Origin of the sequence: Paraconexibacter algicola, assembly GCF_003044185.1 — a bacterium.
In the GTDB taxonomy this organism is placed as follows: Bacteria; Actinomycetota; Thermoleophilia; order Solirubrobacterales; family Solirubrobacteraceae; genus Paraconexibacter; species Paraconexibacter algicola.
The window spans coordinates 1,723,734-1,743,094 of the sequence record NZ_PYYB01000001.1 but is presented as its reverse complement, the minus strand read 5'-3'; the positions used below and the strand labels follow the sequence as shown (position 1 = coordinate 1,743,094).

The 19,361-nt window shown below is 75.2% G+C and carries 16 protein-coding genes; 13 read left to right on the top strand and 3 right to left on the bottom strand.

All coding sequences use genetic code 11. The features are described 5' to 3' along the window. From C7Y72_RS08270 to C7Y72_RS08255, 4 genes are read left to right on the top strand one after another with little or no spacing between them, the layout of a single operon-like run. Entirely contained in the window at window positions 1-1,269 is a 1,269-nt protein-coding gene (locus C7Y72_RS08270) for an alpha/beta hydrolase (protein WP_199223890.1), read from the top strand. Continuing rightward, a complete protein-coding gene (locus C7Y72_RS08265) occupies window positions 1,266-2,435 on the top strand; it encodes an MFS transporter (RefSeq protein WP_107568286.1) in 1,170 nt (389 codons plus the stop codon). Before C7Y72_RS08270 ends, C7Y72_RS08265 begins: the two co-directional genes overlap by 4 nt. Further along, a complete protein-coding gene (locus tag C7Y72_RS08260; protein WP_107568285.1) occupies window positions 2,419-3,192 on the top strand; it encodes an SDR family NAD(P)-dependent oxidoreductase in 774 nt (257 codons plus the stop codon). Before C7Y72_RS08265 ends, C7Y72_RS08260 begins: the two co-directional genes overlap by 17 nt. A gap of 59 nt (window positions 3,193-3,251) precedes the next feature. Beyond that, on the top strand, window positions 3,252-3,695 hold the full coding sequence (locus tag C7Y72_RS08255; RefSeq protein WP_158276726.1) for an ATP-binding protein: 444 nt from the start codon (window positions 3,252-3,254) through the stop codon (window positions 3,693-3,695). Between the two features lie 13 nt (window positions 3,696-3,708). Here the strand turns inward: C7Y72_RS08255 and C7Y72_RS08250 are convergent, their stop codons facing one another. Further along, window positions 3,709-4,854: an acyl-CoA dehydrogenase family protein gene (locus C7Y72_RS08250; protein WP_158276725.1), complete on the bottom strand. Its 1,146-nt coding sequence runs from the start codon at window positions 4,852-4,854 to the stop codon at window positions 3,709-3,711. Between the two features lie 58 nt (window positions 4,855-4,912). Here C7Y72_RS08250 and C7Y72_RS08245 point away from each other — a divergent pair, with 58 nt between their 5' ends. Together C7Y72_RS08245 and C7Y72_RS08240 are read left to right on the top strand one after the other, a co-directional pair. Next, the gene (locus C7Y72_RS08245; protein WP_107568282.1) at window positions 4,913-5,332 is read left to right on the top strand and encodes an acyl-CoA thioesterase; all 420 of its coding nucleotides are present in this window, start codon (window positions 4,913-4,915) and stop codon (window positions 5,330-5,332) included. Beyond that, window positions 5,332-6,456 (top strand): zinc-dependent alcohol dehydrogenase family protein, encoded by a 1,125-nt coding sequence (locus C7Y72_RS08240; RefSeq protein WP_107568281.1) that lies wholly within the window; start codon window positions 5,332-5,334, stop codon window positions 6,454-6,456. Before C7Y72_RS08245 ends, C7Y72_RS08240 begins: the two co-directional genes overlap by 1 nt. 124 nt (window positions 6,457-6,580) lie before the next feature. Here the strand turns inward: C7Y72_RS08240 and C7Y72_RS08235 are convergent, their stop codons facing one another. Then, the gene (locus C7Y72_RS08235; protein ID WP_107568280.1) at window positions 6,581-7,378 is read right to left on the bottom strand and encodes an SDR family NAD(P)-dependent oxidoreductase; all 798 of its coding nucleotides are present in this window, start codon (window positions 7,376-7,378) and stop codon (window positions 6,581-6,583) included. Further along, window positions 7,375-8,688, bottom strand: a complete 1,314-nt coding sequence (locus tag C7Y72_RS08230) for a flavin-containing monooxygenase (RefSeq protein ID WP_199223889.1) — start codon at window positions 8,686-8,688, stop codon at window positions 7,375-7,377. Before C7Y72_RS08230 ends, C7Y72_RS08235 begins: the two co-directional genes overlap by 4 nt. Window positions 8,689-8,782: 94 nt before the next feature. On the opposite strand from C7Y72_RS08230, the gene C7Y72_RS08225 reads away from it, so the two are divergent. From C7Y72_RS08225 to C7Y72_RS08195, 7 genes are all read left to right on the top strand, one after another. Beyond that, window positions 8,783-9,991, top strand: a complete 1,209-nt coding sequence (locus tag C7Y72_RS08225) for a PucR family transcriptional regulator (protein ID WP_146175300.1) — start codon at window positions 8,783-8,785, stop codon at window positions 9,989-9,991. Between the two features lie 97 nt (window positions 9,992-10,088). After that, window positions 10,089-12,368: a glycerol-3-phosphate 1-O-acyltransferase gene (locus tag C7Y72_RS08220; protein ID WP_107568277.1), complete on the top strand. Its 2,280-nt coding sequence runs from the start codon at window positions 10,089-10,091 to the stop codon at window positions 12,366-12,368. Further along, a complete protein-coding gene (locus C7Y72_RS08215; protein WP_107568276.1) occupies window positions 12,352-13,821 on the top strand; it encodes an HAD-IB family hydrolase in 1,470 nt (489 codons plus the stop codon). The genes C7Y72_RS08220 and C7Y72_RS08215 overlap by 17 nt, the downstream gene beginning before the upstream one ends. Further along, on the top strand, window positions 13,818-14,828 hold the full coding sequence (locus C7Y72_RS08210; protein WP_107568275.1) for an NAD(P)H-dependent glycerol-3-phosphate dehydrogenase: 1,011 nt from the start codon (window positions 13,818-13,820) through the stop codon (window positions 14,826-14,828). The genes C7Y72_RS08215 and C7Y72_RS08210 overlap by 4 nt, the downstream gene beginning before the upstream one ends. Then, on the top strand, window positions 14,828-16,222 hold the full coding sequence (locus C7Y72_RS08205; RefSeq protein ID WP_107568274.1) for a wax ester/triacylglycerol synthase family O-acyltransferase: 1,395 nt from the start codon (window positions 14,828-14,830) through the stop codon (window positions 16,220-16,222). The genes C7Y72_RS08210 and C7Y72_RS08205 overlap by 1 nt, the downstream gene beginning before the upstream one ends. Then, the gene (locus C7Y72_RS08200; protein WP_199223887.1) at window positions 16,219-18,513 is read left to right on the top strand and encodes a glycerol-3-phosphate 1-O-acyltransferase; all 2,295 of its coding nucleotides are present in this window, start codon (window positions 16,219-16,221) and stop codon (window positions 18,511-18,513) included. The genes C7Y72_RS08205 and C7Y72_RS08200 overlap by 4 nt, the downstream gene beginning before the upstream one ends. 31 nt (window positions 18,514-18,544) lie before the next feature. Next, complete coding sequence (locus C7Y72_RS08195; RefSeq protein WP_107568273.1) at window positions 18,545-19,354, top strand: alpha/beta fold hydrolase; 810 nt, start codon at window positions 18,545-18,547, stop codon at window positions 19,352-19,354. The last annotated feature ends 7 nt before the right edge of the window (window positions 19,355-19,361 follow it).

Genomic DNA, 19,361 nt, shown 5'->3' with positions numbered 1-19,361 from the left:
GTGTCGATCCTGCTGCTGCTCTTCGGCCTGCTGTCCGTCGCGCTCGTGCTCAACGCGCGCCGGCCCCGGCACGTCTGGTGGACAATCCTCGTGCGCTGGCCCGCCTCCTGGGTCGCGCGGGAGCTCACCCCGCTGCTCGTCGTCGGGGGGCTGCTGCTGACCGCGTTGCTCGCCGCCCTCGGGGCGCTCGACGAGCCGACCGGCATCGTCGGCGCGGTCCTCGTGCTCGCGTCCGCGACGGTCGGGATCGCGTGGACGCTGACCGCCCGCGGCGCGCGCGTGTCGGTCGCCGGGCAGGTCGCCGAGCTCGACCTCGACGACGAGGACACGACCCACCGCGTGCCCCGGCGCGAGATCGCCCTCCCGCTGCTGATGCTCCGCGCGCGCGACGTGCGGCACGTCCGCGGCGTCCCCTACACCGACGACGACGAGCGGCCGCGGCGCCTGGACGTCTACCTCCCGCGCGAGGACCCCGCTCCTGGCGTGCGGCGCCCCGCGATCGTGCAGGTCCACGGCGGCGGCTGGGTGCTCGGCAGCCGCAAGGAGCAGGGCATCCCGCTGCTCAACCACCTCGCGCGCTGCGGCTGGGTCGGGTTCAACATCGACTACCGGCTCTCGCCGTTCGCGACCTGGCCCGACCACGTCGTCGACGTCAAGCGGGCGATCGCCTGGGTGCGCGAGCACGCCGACGAGTACGGCGTCGACCCCGACTTCGTCGCGATCACCGGCGGCAGCGCCGGCGGGCACCTCAGCGCGCTCGCCGCGCTGACGCCGAACGACCCGCTCCTGCAGCCCGGCTTCGAGGACGCGGACACCACCGTGCAGGCGGCGGTGCCGTTCTACGGCGTCTACGACTTCGTCGACGAGGAGCGCACGAGCCTGCCGCTGCTGCACCCGTGGGTGCTCGAGCCGCTCGTGCTGAAGCGACGCCTGGCCCGCGACCCCGACGCCTTCCGCGCCGCCTCGCCACGCCACCGGATGACCGCCGACGCGCCGCCGATGCTCGTCGTGCACGGGGACGCGGACTCGCTGATCCCCGTCGTGCAGGCGCGCACGTTCGTCGAGGAGCTGCGCGCCGTGTCGCGCGCCCCGGTCGCGTACGTCGAGCTCGCGGGGGGCGAGCACGCCTTCGACGTCATCCCCTCGTGGCGCACCGCGCCCGTGGTCGAGACGATCGAGCGCTTCCTGCGGACGATCCACGCGCGCCGCGACGCCGGGGGCGACCGGCACGCCGTCGAGGGGGACGTGGCCGAGGCGCTGACGGAGTGAGCCGCCGGCTCGTCCTCCTGCTCGCGGTCGTGTGCGGTGCCGCCGTCGCGAACCTCTACTACGCGCAGCCGCTGCTCGACACGATCGCCGGCAAGCTCGACGTCAGCACCGGCCTCGCCGGCGTCGTCGTCACCGCCACCCAGCTCGGGTACGCCGCCGGGCTCGTGCTGATCGTCCCGCTCGGCGACCTGCTCGAGCGGCGCGCGCTGATCGTCCGGCTGCTGCTCGCGTGCGCCCTCGCGCTCGCGCTCACCGCGGCGGCTCCGTCGTTCGCCGTGCTCGCCGCCGCCCTCGGGGCCGTCGGGGTCACCGCGGTCGTCGCGCAGGTGCTCGTGCCGATGGCCGCGACGCTCGCCCCGCCCGAGGAGTCCGGGCGCGTCGTCGGCACCGTCATGAGCGGCCTGCTCATCGGCATCCTCGCCGCCCGGACCGTCAGCGGCGTGCTGTCGCACGCGTTCGGCTGGCGGTCGGTCTACGCGGCCGCCGCCGTCCTGATGCTCGTGCTCGCGCTCGTCCTCTGGCGGGCGCTGCCGCGCCAGCGGATCGCCGCCCAGGTGGAGGGCGGCTACCGCGGGCTGCTGCGCTCGATCCCTGGACTCGTCCGGGAGGAGCCGCTGCTGCGCCGCCGGATGCTCTACGGGGCCGCCGGGATGGCGACCTTCAGCGTGCTGTGGACGTCGCTGACGTTCCTGCTGACCGACGCCCCCTACGACTACGGGGACGCCACCGTCGGCCTCTTCGGGCTCTTCGGGCTCGCGGGCGCGCTGTCCGCGCAGGCGGCCGGGCGGTTCGCCGACCGCGGCCGGCTGCGCGAGGCCACCGGCGGGTTCTGGGCGTGCGTGCTGCTCGGCTGGGCGCTGCTCGCGTTCGGCCGCTCGTCGCTGGCCGCGGTGATCGCCGGGATCGTCGTGCTCGACCTCGGCGTCCAGGGCCAGCACATCTCCAACCAGGCCGCGATCTTCACGCTGCGGCCAGAGGCGCGCTCGCGGCTGAACACCGCCTACATGGCGCACAACTTCCTCTGGGGCGCGGTCGGGTCGGCCGGTGCGGCGGCCGCGTACGCGCTCGCGGGTTGGGGGGCGGTCGTCGCGCTGGGCGCCGCGTTCGCGGTCGTGGCCTTCCTCGCCTGGGTGCGCGAGGATGCCGCCCATGATCCCCAGCACTGAGCTCTTCGACGTCCGTGGCAAGGTCGCGCTCGTCACCGGCGGCTCGCGCGGCATCGGCCTGATGATCGCGCGCGGCCTCGTCGACGCGGGCGCGCGCGTCCTCGTCTCCTCCCGCAAGGAGGCCGACATCGTCGCCGCCGCGCAGGAGATCGGCGCCGAGGCGATCGTCGCGGACGTCTCCACGCAGGAGGGGGCGGTCGCGCTCGCCGACGCGGTGCGCGAGCGCACCGACCGGCTCGACGTGCTCGTCAACAACGCGGGCGCCACCTGGGGCGCGCCGCTGGAGGAGTTCCCGCAGTCCGGCTGGGACCGCGTCAGCCACGTGAACGTCGAGGGGATCTTCCACCTCACCGTCGCGCTGCTGCCGCAGCTGCGCGCCGCCGCCAGCGCCGAGGACCCGGGCCGGGTCATCAACATCGGATCGGTCGACGGGATCAAGGTCCCGCTCACCGAGAACTACTCCTACAGCGCCTCGAAGGCGGCCGTGCACATGCTGACGCGGCACCTCGCCAAGCGGCTCGCGGGCGAGCAGATCACGGTCAACGCGATCGCCCCGGGCCCGTTCGAGAGCAAGATGACCGCGTTCCTGCTCAGCAGCGAGGAGGGGCGCGCCGCCGTCGCGGCCCAGGTCCCGCTGGGACGGATCGGCAGCGACGAGGACGCGGCCGGGCTGACGATCTTCCTGTCCTCGCGCGCGGGGGCGTACCTCACCGGGACCGTCATCCCCCTCGACGGCGGCTGGTCGGGCTGCGGATGAACCGCTGCAGAATGCGCGGATGATGTTCAAGACGGGCGCGAATGGGAACGACCGGGGAGATGGCCCGCCCCGCCCAGGTCGATCGCACGCTCGCCGCGGCCCCGCAGTCGGTCGCGTACGCGCGCGCGCTGATCGACACGGTGGAGCCCGCGCTGCCGCCCGACGTGCGACAGCGGGCGCGGCTGCTGATGTCCGAGGTCGTCACCAACGCGGTCCGTCACGGCGCCGGGACCGCCGTCCGCGTGCAGATCCGCCGCGAGCGCGGCCGGCTCGTCGTCGAGGTCCGCGACGACGGCGAGGGCTTCGAGCCCGACCCCTCCCGGCCGGACCCGACGCAGGGCTCCGGCTGGGGCGTGCACCTCGTCGCCACCCTCGCCCAGGAGTGGGGCGTGGACGCCGACGGCGGCACCCGCGTCTGGTTCGCGCTCGACGTGGCCGACGAGGAGCTGCACGCGGTGGCGCTGCAGCACCACCGGCCCGGCGGGCTGTCCGCCGCGGTCTGACCCGCCGTCGGCCTCAGCTCGCCCCGGCGATCTCCCCGCGGCCCAGCGCCAGCAGGAGCGCGTCGTTGGCGCCCTCCCCGATCTGCGTCTGCGGCGCGTCGCGACGCAGCCGCGCGAGCTCGTCCCCGGCACGGTAGGAGCGGCTCGCGGACAGGCGCGCGGCGAGATCGACGGCCCAGACCGCGGTGTCCGAGGCGACGACCTTCGCGGCGGTCGACAGCTCGCGCGCGTTCTCGGCCTCCTCGTCGACGGCGAACGCGGCCCGCTCGGTCAGCGACTCGGCCGCCATCAGCCGCGCGCGCAGCTCGCCGACGCGCAGCTGGACGTGCGTGTGGTCGCCGAGCAGGCCGTCCCCGATCTCCCGGCCGGTCGACTCCTGCAGCGCGACGGCGAGCGCCCGGTCGACGATGCCCAGCGCACGGCAGGCGACGTTCACCCGGCCGACGCCGAGCGCCCCGAGCATCTGCCGGGCCCCGGCCCCCACGCGGTCGGGGCCGCCAAGGATCTCCGCGGTCGGCTCGTGGTGCGCGGCGAAGCGGTAGGCGGCGGACTCGACCCCGCGGTAGCCGACCTTGTCGATCTCGTCGACCTGCCAGCTCGCGGTGCCGCGCCCGTCGGCGGGCAGCACGACGCACGACAGCTCGCCGTCGACGCGGGCGAGCAGGAACACGACGTCGGCGCTGACCCCGCCCGCGACCCAGCGCTTGCGCCCGCGGAGCGTGAGGCCGTCGCGCTCGGGAGTCGCGGTCGTCTCGAGGCGGGCGAGGTCGCTGCCCGCCTGCGGCTCGGTGATCGAGAACGCGGCGTGCGCGGTCCCGTCGGCGAACCGGGGCAGCCAGCGCTCCCGCTGCGCCGGGGTGCCGTCGCGCACGAGCAGCGCGGTCGCCAGACCGGTCGGGTTGACCGCCCCGGTCAGCGAGATCCAGCCCTGTGACAGCGTCCGCCACACCGGCACCATCGAGGCGACCGTGCGGCCGGCACCGCCGTGCTCGACGGGCACGAGCGCGCCGGGCACGCCGAGCGCGACGAGCTGCTCCCAGGCCGTGTCGGGGAGCACGTCGTCGCGGTCCCAGTCGGCGACGTGCGGCAGCACCACCTCGTCGACGAACGCGCCGACCGCGTCCTGGATCGTGGGGGTCGCGAGCTCGTGCGCCGTCATCCGCCCGGTGATGCCCGGACCCCGCGGCCGCGAACCGCGTGCGGGTAGCCTGGCGTCCATGCGCTCCGGCTACGCCCACGTCGCCCAGATCCCCACCCGGTGGGCGGACAACGACGTCTACGGGCACGTCAACAACGTCCAGTACTACGCGTTCTTCGACACGGTCATCAACCAGTGGCTGATCGCCCAGGGCGGCCTCGACATCCACGAGGGCGACGTCATCGGCCTCTGCGCCGAGTCGCACTGCTCCTACAAGGGCCCGTTCGCGTTCCCGGAGACGGTCGAGGCGGCGCTGCGCGTCGGCAAGCTCGGCAGCTCGAGCGTGCGCTACGAGATCGGCCTGTTCCGCGAGGGCGCCGAGGAGCCGCAGGCGGAGGGCTGGTTCGTGCACGTGTTCGTCGACCGCGCGTCGCGCCGGTCCACCCCGATCCCCGACGAGCTGCGCCGCGCGCTGGAGCAGCTGGAGGTGCAGGTCTGATGCGCACCCGTGCCGCCGTCCTGCGGGAGATGGGACTGCCCGCCCCGTACGCGACCTCCGCGCCGCTGACCGTCACCGAGCTGGAGCTCGCGCCGCCCGGTCCGGGCGAGCTGCTCGTGCGCGTGCACGCCGCCGGGCTCTGCCACTCCGACCTGTCGGTGATCGACGGGTCGCGCCCGCGGGTGATGCCGATGGCGCTGGGCCACGAGGCGGCCGGCGAGGTCGTCGCGGTCGGCGGGCGCTCCGCGTTCTCGGTCGGCGACCACGTGGCGCTCGCGTTCGTGCCCGTCTGCGGGGCGTGCGGACCCTGCCAGGACGGGCGCGCCGCGCTGTGCGAGCCGGGCGCCGCCGCGAACGCCGCGGGCACGCTGCTCAGCGGCGAGCGGCGCTGGGTCTCCCCGGGGGACGACGTGATGCACCACCACCTCGGTGTCAGCGCGTTCGCCGAGCACGTGGTGGTCTCCGAGCGCTCCGCGGTGCGGATCGACCCGGCGCTCCCGTACGACCTCGGGGCGCTGTTCGGCTGCGCGGTGCTCACCGGCGTGGGCGCGGCGGTCTACGGCGCCCAGATCCGTCCGGGTGACTCGGTCGCCGTGTTCGGGCTCGGCGGCGTCGGGCTCGCCGCGCTGCTCGGGGCCGTGCTGTGCGGGGCGGGGCGGATCGTCGTCGTCGACCGCGTGCAGGAGAAGCTCGACCTCGCGCGCACGCTCGGCGCCGACGCCGCGGTGCTCGCCGACGAGGACGTCGTCGCCGCGGTCCGCGACGCGACCGGCGGGACCGGGGCCGACGTCGTCCTGGAGACCGTCGGCAACGCCGACGTGCTCGGGCAGGCCTACGCGGCGACGCGCCGCGGCGGCACGACCGTGACGGTCGGCCTGCCGCACCCCGACCGGATGCTGACGATCCCGGCGGTGTCGCTGGTCGCCGAGGAGCGCACGCTGAAGGGCTCCTACCTCGGATCGTGCGTGCCGGCGCGCGACATCCCGCGCTTCATCGCCCTGCACCGTGCCGGCCGCCTCCCGGTCGAGCAGCTGCTGACCCACCGCATCGGCCTCGACGAGCTGAACCCGGCGTTCGACCGCCTCGCGCGCGGCGAGGGCGTCCGGCAGGTCGTCGTCCTCTGAACGCCCGGCGGCGCGACCGCCGTACGTTTCCCCCCACCACGCGCGGGATTCGCACGGCGGTCACCCACACGCCGACCAGGCCACGCCCCGGCCGCACACCCGCGACGCCCGCGGCCGCCCGGGGTCAGGGGCGCCCGTGGCGCTCGCGCAGGCCGCGGGCGATCTCGGCGGCGTCCAGGGCGCCGTCGGCGATGCGGCCGCGCAGGGTCCGCGCGACGACGCGGTCGACCACGGCGGGCAGGTGCCGGGCGGCGGCGATCTGCAGGGCGCCGCCGCGCGTCACCGCCAGGTCGCGGCGCGCCCGCGGCGCCTCGCACGCGCGGACGAGGGTGGCGATGACCTGCTCGATCGGCTCCTCGGTGGAGAAGCCCTCCAGCTGCAGGCCCGCCTCGCGCGTGCGGTCGTGGATCGGCGTCTTCACGAACGCCGGGTGCACGCACGTCACCCCGACGTGCGTGCCGTACTCGGCCCGCAGCGCGTCCGCGTACGCGCCGAGCGCCCGCTTGGAGACCCCGTAGGCGGCGCCGAGCGGCAGGCCGAGGAACGACATCCGCGAGCCCAGCAGCACGACCCGGCCGCGGGAGGCGACGAGGTGGTCGATCGTCGCGGCGGTCACCGTCCACGCGCCGAGGAGGTTCACGTCGAGCATCCGCCGCACGACCTCGCCGGGCGGCGCGCCCGCGCTGGCCGGGCCGCCGATCCCCGCGTTGTTGACGAGCACGTCGACCCCGCCGCCCAGGCGCTCCACCGCCGCCGCGACCGCGGCCGGCACCGCCGCCTCGTCGGTCACGTCGCAGGCCAGGACGTCGTCGCCGTCGCCGCGCAGGTCCAGGCCGACCGTCCGCCAGCCGCGCTCGCGCAGCTGCGCGGTCAGCGCCGTGCCGAACGCGCCGCCGGCACCGGTGATGATCGCGCGCCTCATGCCGCCACCGTCGCGACCCGGGCGGCGCCCGCCTCGAGCTCCGCGGCCAGCTCGTGCATGTAGCGGTCGAAGTCCACGCGCATCGCGGGCCGTCCGCGGTCGCCCCAGCGCCGGACCGCGTCGGCGCGGCGACGCGCGCAGTCCGCGGCCATCTCCGCGCGGGACGGGGGCGCCCACCGGCCGGTCAGCGCGGCGGCCAGCAGCGCGGACTGCCGCTCGACGATCGGGAACGCGGACCCCGTCGACTGCATGTAGCCGACGAAGTGCAGGTCGGGCACGTCGAGGTGGAAGACCCGCTTGTACAGCGGCAGCTCGGTCGGCTCGGGACCCAGCAGCGCCGGGTCCAGGAACGGCATGTCGACCCGGTAGCCCGTGCACCAGACGATCGCGTCGAGCTGCTCGCGCACCCCGTCCGCGAACACGACCCCGTCGGCCTCCAGCCGCGAGATCGCGCCCCGCGGCGTGATCCGCCCGTGGCTGATCCGGCTGAGGATCGTGTCGGAGATCGTCGGGTGGTCCTCGAACAGGCCACGCTGCGGCTTCGGCAGCCCGTAGCGCTCCGGCGGGCCGCTGACGAGCCGCAGCAGCGTCTGCGAGACCGCCTGGCGCAGCGCGAGCGGCACGTGCACCGCCGCCCACGGGCTCGTCACCTGGTCGGCCGGCTTGCCGAGCAGGCGCTTGGGGACGACCCAGCTGCCGTGCCGCACCGACAGGACGACGTGGTCGGCGACGAGCGACAGGTCCGAGGCGATGTCCATCGCGCTGTTGCCCATGCCGACGACGAGGACGCGCCGGCCCTCGAACGCGCGCGCGTCGTCGTAGTCGACGGCGTGCAGCTGCTCGCCCGCGAACGCGTCCGCCCCCGGGTAGGCGGGCTCCGGCCACTTCGGCACCGCGTTGTGCCCGTTGGCGACGACCAGGCGGTCGACCTCCTCGGTGCCGCCGTCGTCGAGCGTGAGCGTCCAGCCGCCCGCCGGGTCGCGCTCGGCCCGGGCGACGCCGCTGCCCGGCCGCAGCCGGTCGGCGAGCCCGAAGTGCTCGACGTAGGACTCCAGGTAGCGGCCCACCACGTCCCGGGACGGGTAGTCGGCGGTCCCGGGCGGCAGCGGGAAGGCGGCGAACTCCGTGCGCTCGCGCGACGTGATCAGGTGCAGCGAGCGGTACGCGGCCGTCGGCCGGTCCTCCAGCGTCCACACCCCGCCGACCCGCGCGCCGCGCTCGAACGCGACCGCGTCGAGCCCCGCCGCGGTCAGCTCCCGCACCGCCGCGAGCCCGGCGGGACCCGCTCCGATCACCCCGATCCGCTCCACGGCGCAGAGCCTATCCGCGGGACCCTCCCTGCGAGCCGCGTCGCGACGGTACGCTCGCCCGATCGCCCCGAGCACCCGCACCGACCGGCCCGACGTGCCCACCAGTCGCATCGCCCGCGCGCTCCGCGCCGAGCGCGACGACCTCGTCGCGGTGCTGCTCGAGCGGCGCGTCGAGGTCCCCGCGTTCGCCGAGCTCGACGACGACGCCGTCGCGCGGCTGGGCGAGGAGGTCGGGGCGCTCGTCGACACGCTCGCCGACGCCCTGGACCACGACCGGCCGCTGGACGTCGAGGACGTCGCCGTGCTGCGCCCGGCGATCGAGGCGCGCGCCGCACGCGGCGACTGGATCGAGCAGACGACGCGCGGCCTGCGGATCGCGCAGCGCACGATCTACGAGCGCGTCGCCGCGATCGCCGGGGAGACCGGGGACCCGGCCGCCGTCGTCCTCGTCGGGGCGCGGCTGCTGGAGCTCATGGACGTCGCGGGCGCGCTCGCCGCGCAGGCCTGGGTCGAGGCCCGCGAGGTCACGCGCAGCGGCGGCACCGAACGGCGCCGGGCGCTGCTCGACACGCTGCTGGAGGGCGGCGATCCCGAGCTGCACGGGCTCGGCGACCTCGCGCGCGACCTCGGCCTCGTGCCCGGCGCGTCGGTCGTCGCGGTCAGCGCCCGCGCGGTGACGACCGCGACCGCCGGGCGCACCCTGACCAGCGCGGTCGGCGCGCTCGCGCGCGCGGGCAAGCCCGTGATGCTGCCGCTCGCCGGCCTCGTCGACGACGAGATCGTGATCGTCCGTCCCGTCGTCGCCGAGGAGCTCGACGACGTCGTCGCCGCGCTCGAGCGCACCTGGCGGCGACTCGCCGACGGGCCCGTGCGGCTCGCGCTCGGGGTCAGCGCCCGGCACGCGCTGCCCGACGGGGCCCGCGACGCGATCGCCGACGCCCGCCGCGCCCGGGCCCGCGTGCCGACTGGTGGCGGCGTCCTCGCCCTCCCCACGCTCGCCCCGCTGGACTGGATGGCGCTGCGCGCCGGGGACACGACGTGGACGCTCGTCCCCGAGCCGCTGCGCCGCTTCCTCGAGGAGGACGCCGCCGACGGCGGCCAGCTGCTGCACACGTTCGCCAGCTACGTCGCGAGCGACCTGAACGTCAAGGTCGCCGCGCGCCGCCTGCACGTGCACGTCAACACGGCCCGCTACCGGCTCGGGCGCATCAGCGAGCGCACCGGCCTGGACCTGCGCAGCCTCGACGACGTCATCGCCCTGCACGTCGCGAGCCTGCTGTTCGAGCGCCGCCGCGGCGACTGAGCCTGCGCGGGTTGTGCGCCGCGCACAGCCCGTCACCCGGTGGGTTCGTCGCCCGCGGACGATGCCTGCACCCCGGCGCGTCGGGGAGGCTCCGTGCATGGCCACCGTCACCGAGCGTCGATCGATCACCGATCCCGTCGTCCTGCTGGTGGACGCGCGGACCCCGACGGAGCGGGAGCTCATCGCCGCCTGGGCGGGCGAGCACCATCCCGGGGCCGAGCAGCTCGACCACGACGACCCCGGGCTCGGCCGCCGGCTGGAGCGCGGGGACGACCCGCTGGTCCTGCCCGTGCGGGTCACCTGGCTGCCGCGCGAGCGCGACGGCGACCGCAGCGTCCGGCCCGCCGACCTGCTCGCCCTGACCAACCCGCACCGTCCCTGGTCGCGGCTGCAGGCGCGGATCGCGCGGCGCGAGCCCGACCGCGTCACCGTGACCGCCGGGGAGCCCGCGCACGCGATGGACCTTCGCCGCCGCTTCCGCGCGGAGGCCGGCCGGCCCGGGGGCGGCGGCGAGGCGCTCGGGGCGTTCGTCGCCCGGCAGGGACACCTCGCCTGCGAGCGGGCCGAGCGCGCGATCATCGGGGACCGCTACAAGGTCCCGCGGCTCGTCGCCGAGCAGATCACCGCGTCGAAGGTCTTCCGCGAGAAGGTCGCCGAGCTCGCCACGAGGCTCGACCGTCCCTACGAGGAGGTGCTCGCCGAGGCGACCGACTGCCTCCAGGAGGTCGCCGCCGTCCAGAGCCGCCTGGCGATCGACGCGTGGCGGCTCGTGATGCGGCCGCTGCACGCCAACGCGTGGGACGTCGACGTCGACGTGCAGAGCCTCGAGCGGCTGCGCGAGCTCAACCGCCGCCACGCGCTCGTGTTCCTCCCCAGCCACCGCTCCTACGCGGACCCGCTGGTCCTCGCCCAGGTCCTGCACGACCACGACTTCCCGCGCAACCACGTCCTCGGCGGCGCGAACCTGTCGTTCTGGCCGATCGGGCCGCTGGGCAAGCGCGCCGGCCTGATCTTCATCCGGCGCACGTTCGGCGACGACCCCGTCTACAAGCTCGCCGTCCGCGAGTACCTCGCGCACCTCGCCGCCAAGCGCTTCAACGTCGAGTGGTACCTCGAGGGCGGCCGCACGCGCACCGGCAAGCTCCGCCCCCCGAAGTACGGGCTCCTGCACTATCTCGCGCAGACGCTGCAGGACGAGCGCGTCGAGGACGTCATCCTCGTGCCGACCTCGATGGTCTACGACCAGCTCCAGGAGGTCGGGGCGATGGCCGCCGAGCAGGGCGGCGCGACGAAGAAGGGCGAGGGCCTGGGCTGGCTGGCGAACTACATCCGCGCCCAGCGCACGAACGTCGGGCGGGCGCAGGTGCGCTTCGGCGAGCCGTTCTCGCTGCGCGACGCGCTCGCGGAGGCCGGCGAGGGCCGCGCCCGCCTCGAGAAGGTCGCGTTCCGCATCTGCGACGGGATCAACCGCACCACGCCGCTGGCGTCGACGTCGTTCGTGACGCTCGCGCTGCTCGGCGTCCGCGACCGGGCGCTGACGCTCGAGCAGGTCCGGCGCGTCATCACGCCGCTGCTCGAGCACGTCGAGGCCCGCGAGATCCCCGGCCAGGTCGGGGAGCTGCGCCGGCCCGCCGCGGTCCGCCGCGTGCTCGACGCGCTCTGCGAGGCCGGGGTCGCCCAGTGCTTCGACGGCGGCACCGAGCCCGTGTGGCAGATCGCCCCCGGCCACCACCACGTCGCGGCCTTCTACCGCAACGGGGCGCTGCACCACTTCGTCGTCCGGGCGATCGCGGAGCTCGCGCTGCTGCGCGCCGCCAGCGCCGACCCGCCGCCGCAGGACCCGATCGCGGCCGCCACGCAGGACGCGCTCGCGCTCCGCGACCTCCTGAAGTTCGAGTTCTTCTTCGGGCCGAAGGAGCGGTTTCTGCAGGAGCTGCGCGCCGAGATGGCCCACATGGACCCGGACTGGGAGCGGGTCCCGGCCGCCCGGCTGCTCGCCGGTCGCCGCACGCTCGTCGCCGACCGGGCGCTGCGCTCGTTCGTCGACGCGCAGCTCGTCGTCGCCGATCAGCTCGCCGCGCGCGACCCGCGCGAGGGCTTCGACCGCGCCGCGTTCCTGGACACCTGCCTGGGCGTCGGACGCCAGATGCTGCTGCAGGGTCGCCTGCACGGTGCCGAGTCCGTCTCCCAGGAGCTGTTCGCCTCCGCGTTGCAGCTCGCCGCCAACCGCGACCTCGTCGACCCGGGCCGCGACGAGGTCCGCGTCGCCCGCGAGGCGTGGCGCGACGAGGTCCGCGACGTCGTCGACCGGCTCGCCCGGATCGGTCAGCTCGACTCCGCCCTGCTGGAGGGGGTGCTCGATGACGACGCCGCTTGAGCGCCGCCTGGCCGCGATCGCCGCGGCGCCGGACGGGCCGCAGGTCGGTGCGTTCTTCGACTACGACGGCACCGTCATCACCGGCTACAGCGCCCAGACGTTCTACAAGCACCGCATCCTCACCGGCGACCTCGGCCCGATCGAGCTCGCGCGGACCGCGCTGATGAGCGCGCAGGGGATCGAGTCCGCGGAGGAGTTCGCCGCGTTCCTGGAGCTGTCGCTCGGCGCCTGGAAGGGCCGGCCGCTACCGGAGATCGAGGCGCTCGGCGACCGCCTGTTCAAGCACGAGATCGCCGGCCGGCTGCACACGGAGGTCTGGGAGATCGTCCGCGCCCACAAGGCCAAGGGCCACACGCTCGCGCTCGCGTCGAGCGCCACGCGCTTCCAGGTCGACCCGATGGCCCGCGAGCTCGACGTCGACCACGTGCTCTGCACGCCGGTCGAGGTCGTCGACGGGATCATCACCGGCCGCACCTCCGGGCCGCCGCTGTGGGCGGACGGCAAGGCGCGCGCGGTCCGCGAGCTCGCCGCGCAGGAGGACCTCGACCTCGACGCGTCGTTCGCGTACTCCAACGGCGGCGAGGACATCGAGTTCCTGCAGACCTGCGGGAACCCGGTCGCCGTCTCCCCCCACAAGGTGCTGCGCGCGCACGCGGAGCTCGAGGGCTGGCCGATCCTCGACTGCGTCCCGCGGGGCGGCACGCTGCCGAGCGTCGGCGAGCTCGTCCGCACCGCCGGGTTCTACGGCGCGTTCGCGACCGCGTTCGGCGCCGGCCTCGGCCTCGCGGCCTTGAACCGCAAGCGCGACACGCTGCTCGACATCACCGGCGGGGTCGGGTCCGACCTGGGCCTGTCGATCGCCGGGATCGACGTCGACGTCGTGCGCGGCCACGAGCACCTGTGGAGCGCGCGGCCGTGCGTGTTCGTCTTCAACCACCAGAGCAAGCTCGACCCGATCCTCGTGATGAAGCTCCTGCGCGGCGGCTTCACCGGCGTCGCGAAGAAGGAGGCGAAGAACGTCCCCGGCTTCGGGCAGCTGTTCCAGCTCGCCGGCGTCGCGTTCGTCGAGCGTGGCAACACCGAGCAGGCGAAGGCCGCGATGCAGCCGGCGGTCGACAAGGTCCGCGAGGAGGGCGTCTCGCTCGTCATCGCGCCCGAGGGGACGCGCTCGGCGACCCCGCGGCTGGGCCGCTTCAAGAAGGGCCCGTTCCACATCGCCATGCAGGCCGAGGTGCCGATGGTGCCGATCGTCATCCGCAACGCCGGCGAGGTGATGTGGCGCGGCGCGCAGATGCTGCGCCCCGGCACCGTGGAGATCGTGGTCCTGCCCCCGGTCGACACGTCCACCTGGGCGGTCGAGACGATCGACGACCACGTCGAGGAGGTGCGCGGCATGTTCGTCGAGACGCTCGAGGACTGGCCGCGCAACGGCCTGCTGGAGCTGGACCGATGAGCCGGCCGGTGCAGGTGACCGTCCTGGGCGGCGGCTCGTGGGGCACGACCGTCGCGTCGCTGGCGGCGGGCAACACGCCGACGCTGCTGTGGGCGCGCAGCGCCGACACGGCCCGCGAGATCAACGAGCAGCACACGAACTCCCGCTACCTCGAGGACCGGGCGCTGACCCCGTCGCTGCGCGCGACGAGCGACCTGCGCGAGGCCGCCGAGCACGCCGACGTGCTCGTCGTCGGCACCCCGTCGCACAGCATCCGCGACGTGCTCGCCGAGGCGGCCCCACACGTCCGCCCGTGGGTGCCGGTGCTGTCGCTCGCCAAGGGCCTGGAGGCCGGGACGCGGCTGCGCCCGACGCAGATCATCGGCGAGACGCTCCCGGGCCACCCGGTCGGGCTGCTCGCCGGCCCGAACCTCGCCCGTGAGGTCCTCGACGGCAAGGCCGCCGCGGCCGTCGTCGCGCTCCCCGACGCGGCGACCGCGTGCGCGCTGCAGCCGCTGTTCGCCGCCCACCTGTTCCGCGTGTACCGCAACGAGGACCTGCTCGGCAGCGAGCTCGGCGGCGTGCTGAAGAACATCATCGCGATCGCCGCCGGCATGGCCGAGGGCCTCGGCGTCGGCGACAACACGCGGGCGATGGTCCTCACCCGGGGCCTCAGCGAGATCACCCGGCTCGGTGTCGCGATGGGCGCGCAGGAGCGGACGTTCGCCGGCCTCACCGGGCTCGGCGACCTGATGGCGACCTGCATGAGCCCGCTGTCGCGCAACCGGCGCGTCGGCGAGGCGCTGGCCCGTGACAAGACGCTCGAGGAGATCACGGCGGAGATGGGCCAGGTCGCCGAAGGGGTGAAGACCGCGCGCACGGTGGTCGAGCTGGCCCGCGAGCACGACGTGCGCATGCCGATCGCGGAGGAGGTGGACGCCGTCGTCAACGACGGCCGCCACCCGCGCGAGGCCTACCGGGGCCTGCGGCGCGCCGCGGCCGAGCACGAGTACCACGAGGTGGCGTGATGGTGAGCACCGACGACCAGACCTGGGGCCAGGCCCGGGAGATGAACGCGCTCGAGGCGCTGATGTGGCGCGCCGAGGGCGACCCGCGGCTGCGCTCCACGATCGTGTCGCTGGAGCTGCTGGACACGACCCCGGACTGGGACCGCTTCGTCGCCGCGTGCGACTGGGCGACCCGGCTCGTCCCGCGGTTCCGCCAGCGCGTCGTGGAGCCCGCGCTCGGGCTCGGCATGCCCGCCTGGGTGGTCGACCGCGACTTCGACCTGCACTACCACGTGCGGCGCGTGCGGCTGGCCGGGGACGGCACCTGGGAGGACGCGTTGCGCGTCGCCGAGCAGATCGCCATGACGCCGTTCGACAAGGCGCGGTCCCCCTGGGAGGCGGTGCTGATCGAGGGCCTGCCCGACGGGCAGTGCGCGTTCCTGCTGAAGCTGCACCACTCGACCACCGACGGCATGGGCGGCGTGCAGCTGCTCGGGATGCTGCACTCGACCACGCGCGAGCACAACGCCGCCAAGCCGCAGCCCGCGCCGCTGCCGCCCGAGCGCACGACGTCCACCGACGTGCTCGCCCGGCAGCTCGTGAAGGACGCCACCGCGGTCCCGCGCGCGGTCGCCGGCGGCCTCGGCCGGCTCGGCGCGCTGCGGCGTCCCGACCGGGCGGCGCGCGACGCCGCCGCGTACGCGTCCTCCCTGCAGCGCGTCCTCGCCGACCCGGACGCGTCGGGCTCCCCGCTGCTCGCCGAGCGCAGCCTGTCGTGGCGGTTCGCGACGCTCGACGTGCCGTTCGCGCCGCTGCGGGCGGCGGCCAAGGCGGTCGGCGGGTCGTTGAACGACGCGTTCCTCGCCGCGCTGCTGGGCGGCTACCGCCGCTACCACGAGGGCTACGGGATGGCGATCGGCGCGATCCCGATCGCGGTCCCGATCTCCGTGCGCCGCGAGGGCGACCCGGCGGGCGGCAACGCGTTCGCCGCCGCCCGCCTGGCCGCCCCGGCCGACGAGCCCGACCCGGTCCGCCGGATGCAGGAGATCGGGCGGATGATGCGCGTCGCCCGGGGGGAGCGCGCGATCGCCGCGGTCGGCGTCGTCGCCCCGGCGCTGTCGCGGCTGCCGTCCCCGCTGATCTCCCAGCTCGCCGGGAACATGACGAAGGCCAACGACCTGCAGGCCTCCAACGTGCCCGGGCTGCGCGAGGAGCGCTACCTCGCGGGCGCGAAGATCCTCAAGGCGTACCCGTTCGCGCCGCTCCCGGGCTGCGCGGCGATGATCACGCTGCTGTCGCACCTGGACGGCTGCTGCATCGGGATCAACTTCGACCCCGCGGCGATCACCGACGAGGAGCTGTTCGTGCAGAGCCTCCGGGAGGGGTTCGACGAGGTCATGGCGGTCGCCGCGTGACCGTCGTCGCCCTGCCCGACCGGCCGGGCGCGGCCCGCCGTCCGGGCGCGATCGTCCTCACCGACGCCCGCACCGACGCCGAGCGCGACCGCGTCGCCGCGTGGGCGCGCGAGACGCACCCGGGCGCCCCGGTCGTGCACCAGGCCAGCCCGACGCTGCCACGGCTGCTGCGCGAGGCGGGCGACCCGCTGCTCGTGCCCGCGCGCGTCACCTGGATGCCGCCGGAGCCCGTGCCCGGCGCCCGCCCGCGGATCGGCGAGCTGCTGCTGCTCGCGGACCCGGGCGGACCGCTGCGGCGGCTGCACGGCATCGCCGCCCGCCGCAACCCGGACCGGGCGCGCGTCGTCGCCGGCGAGCCCGCGCACCTGCGGGACCTGCAGCGCCGCTTCCGGGCGGAGGCGGGCCGTGCCGGCAGCGACGACGAGCTCGCCGCGTTCGTCGCGCGGCAGGCGACGCTCGCCGCCGAGCGGGCCGAGCGCGCGGTCATCGGGGACCGCTACAAGGTCCCGCGGCTCGTCGCCGAGCAGATCACCGCCTCGGGGGTCGTGCGCGAGCGGGTGACGGCCCTCGCCCACGAGCTCGAGCGCAGCCCGGAGTCGGTGATGGAGGAGCTGACCGGCTGCCTCGCCGAGCTCGCGACCGTCCAGTCCCGTCTGGGCGAGCAGCTCTACCGGGTGCTGCTGAGCCCGATGCACTCGCGCGCCTGGACCGTCGACGTCGACGTCGACTCGCTCGAGCGCCTGCGCGAGGCCAACCGCGGCGCGGCGCTCGTCTTCCTGCCCTCGCACCGCTCCTACGTCGATCCCCTGGTCCTCAACCAGGTGATGCACGACCACGACTTCCCGCGCAACCACCTGCTCGGCGGCGACAACATGTCCTTCGGGCCGATCGGCGCGCTGGGCAAGCGCGCGGGGGTGATCTTCATCCGCCGCAGCTTCGGCAGCGACCGCGTGTACAAGCTCGCGGTCCGCGAGTACCTCGGGCACCTCGTCGCCAAGCGCTTCAACCTCGAGTGGTACCCGGAGGGCGGCCGCACCCGGACCGGCAAGCTGCGCCCGCCGCGCCTCGGGCTGCTGCACTACCTGACCGCGGCCGTCGAGGAGGGCCGCGCCCCCGACGTGCTGCTCGTGCCGACCTCGATCGTCTACGACCAGCTGCACGAGATCGGCGCGACCGCCGCCGAGCAGACCGGTGCGCAGAAGCGCCGCGAGGGCATGGGCTGGATGGTCGACTACGTCCGCGCGCAGCGCACGAACATGGGCAAGGCGCGCGTGCGCTTCGGCGAGCCGGTGTCGCTGAAGGCGACCCTGGACGGGGTCGGGGACGGCGCCGCCCGCCTGCACAAGGTCGGCTTCGCGGTCATGGACGGGATCAACCGGGCGACGCCCGTGACCTCCACGTCGCTCGTCGGCTTCGCGATGCTCGGCGTGCGCGACCGGGCGCTGACGCTGCGCGAGCTGCAGGCCCTGCTCGCGCCGCTGCTCGACCACCTCGAGCGCGCGGACACGCTGCGCACCGTCGACGAGCTGCGCCGACCCGCCGCGCTGCGCGCGACGCTCGACGCCCTGACCGAGGCCGGGATCGTCCGCTGCTACGACGCCGGGCTCGAGCCGGTGTGGAAGGTCGACCCCGACCGCCACCACGAGGCGGCCTTCTACCGCAACGGGGCGCTGCACCATCTCGTGCACCGGGCGATCGTCGAGCTGGCGCTGCTGGCGGTGGCGCGCGAGCAGCCCGCCGGCGACCCGATCCAGGCGGCATTCGAGGACGCGCTGGCGATCCGCGACCTCCTGAAGTTCGAGTTCTTCTTCCCGGAGAAGGACCAGTTCCGCGACAACCTCTACCGCGAGCTCGACCTCATCGACCCAGACTGGCGCGACCACGTCGCCGACACCGAGGTGGCGCGCGCGATGCTGCGCCGCACCGGCACGCTGACCGCGCACCGCGCGCTGCGGTCGTTCTTCGACGCGCAGCTCGTCGTGGCGCGACGGCTGGCCGAGCGCGAGCCGCGCGAGCCGGTGCAGCGCGACGCGTTCCTGCAGGAGTGCGTGCGCGTCGGCCGCCAGCTGCAGCTGCAGGGTCTCGTCCACGGCCCCGAGTCCGTGTCCCGCGAGCTCTACGGCGCGGCGCTCGACCTCGCCGCCAACCGCGACCTCGTCGACCCCGGCCGCGAGGCGCTGCGCCGCGGCCGCGAGGCGTTCCTCGCCGAGATCGAGGAGGTCCTCGACCGCGTGCGGCGGATCGGCGAGATCGACGACGAGCTGCTGCAGGACGCGCTCGCGCAGGCCTGACCCCCGACCCCGACCCTGGAGACCCATCCCCATGAGCACGACCTCCTCCACCCTCGAGATCGCCGGCCGCGCGGGCCGGCTGCACGTGCACCACTGGCCGTGCGAGAACGCCCGCTACGTCCTGCTGCTGTCGCACGGCTACGGCGAGCACGCCGGCCGCTACGAACACGTCGCGCAGGCGCTCGTGGCGCACGGGGCCGACGTGTACGCCCCCGACCATCACGGTCACGGGCTCAGCGAGGGCGACCGGGCGCTGCTGACCGACTTCGACGCCGTGCAGGTCGCGGACCTCGACGCGGTCGCCGACCTCGCCGTCGCCGCGAACCCCGGCCTGCCGCTCGTGCTGCTCGGGCACTCGATGGGCGGGCTGATCGCGACCCGCTACGCGCAGCTGCACGGTGAGCGCCTGCGCGGCCTGATCCTCTCCGGTCCCGCGCTCGGGGCGGAGAACCCGATGTTCGGGCTGCTCGAGCTCGACCCGATCCCGGACGTGCCGCTGGACCCCGCCGTCCTCTCGCGCGACCCGGCGGTCGGGGAGGCGTACGCCGCCGACACGCTCGTCTACCACGGCCCGTTCCAGCGCCCGACGCTCGAGGCGTTCCTGGCGAGCGCGAAGGCGATCGAGGCGGGCCCCGGGTTCGGGGACCTGCCGCTGCTGTACGTGCACGGGACCGAGGACCAGCTCGTGCCCTACCCGCTCGCCCGGGCCGTCGTCGAGCGGCTGCAGGGGCCCGACAGCGAGCACCACGCCTACGAGGGCGCGATGCACGAGGTGCTCAACGAGACGAACAAGGACGAGGTCATCGCCGCGGTGACGGCGTTCGTCGACCGCGTTCTGTGAGCTGCGT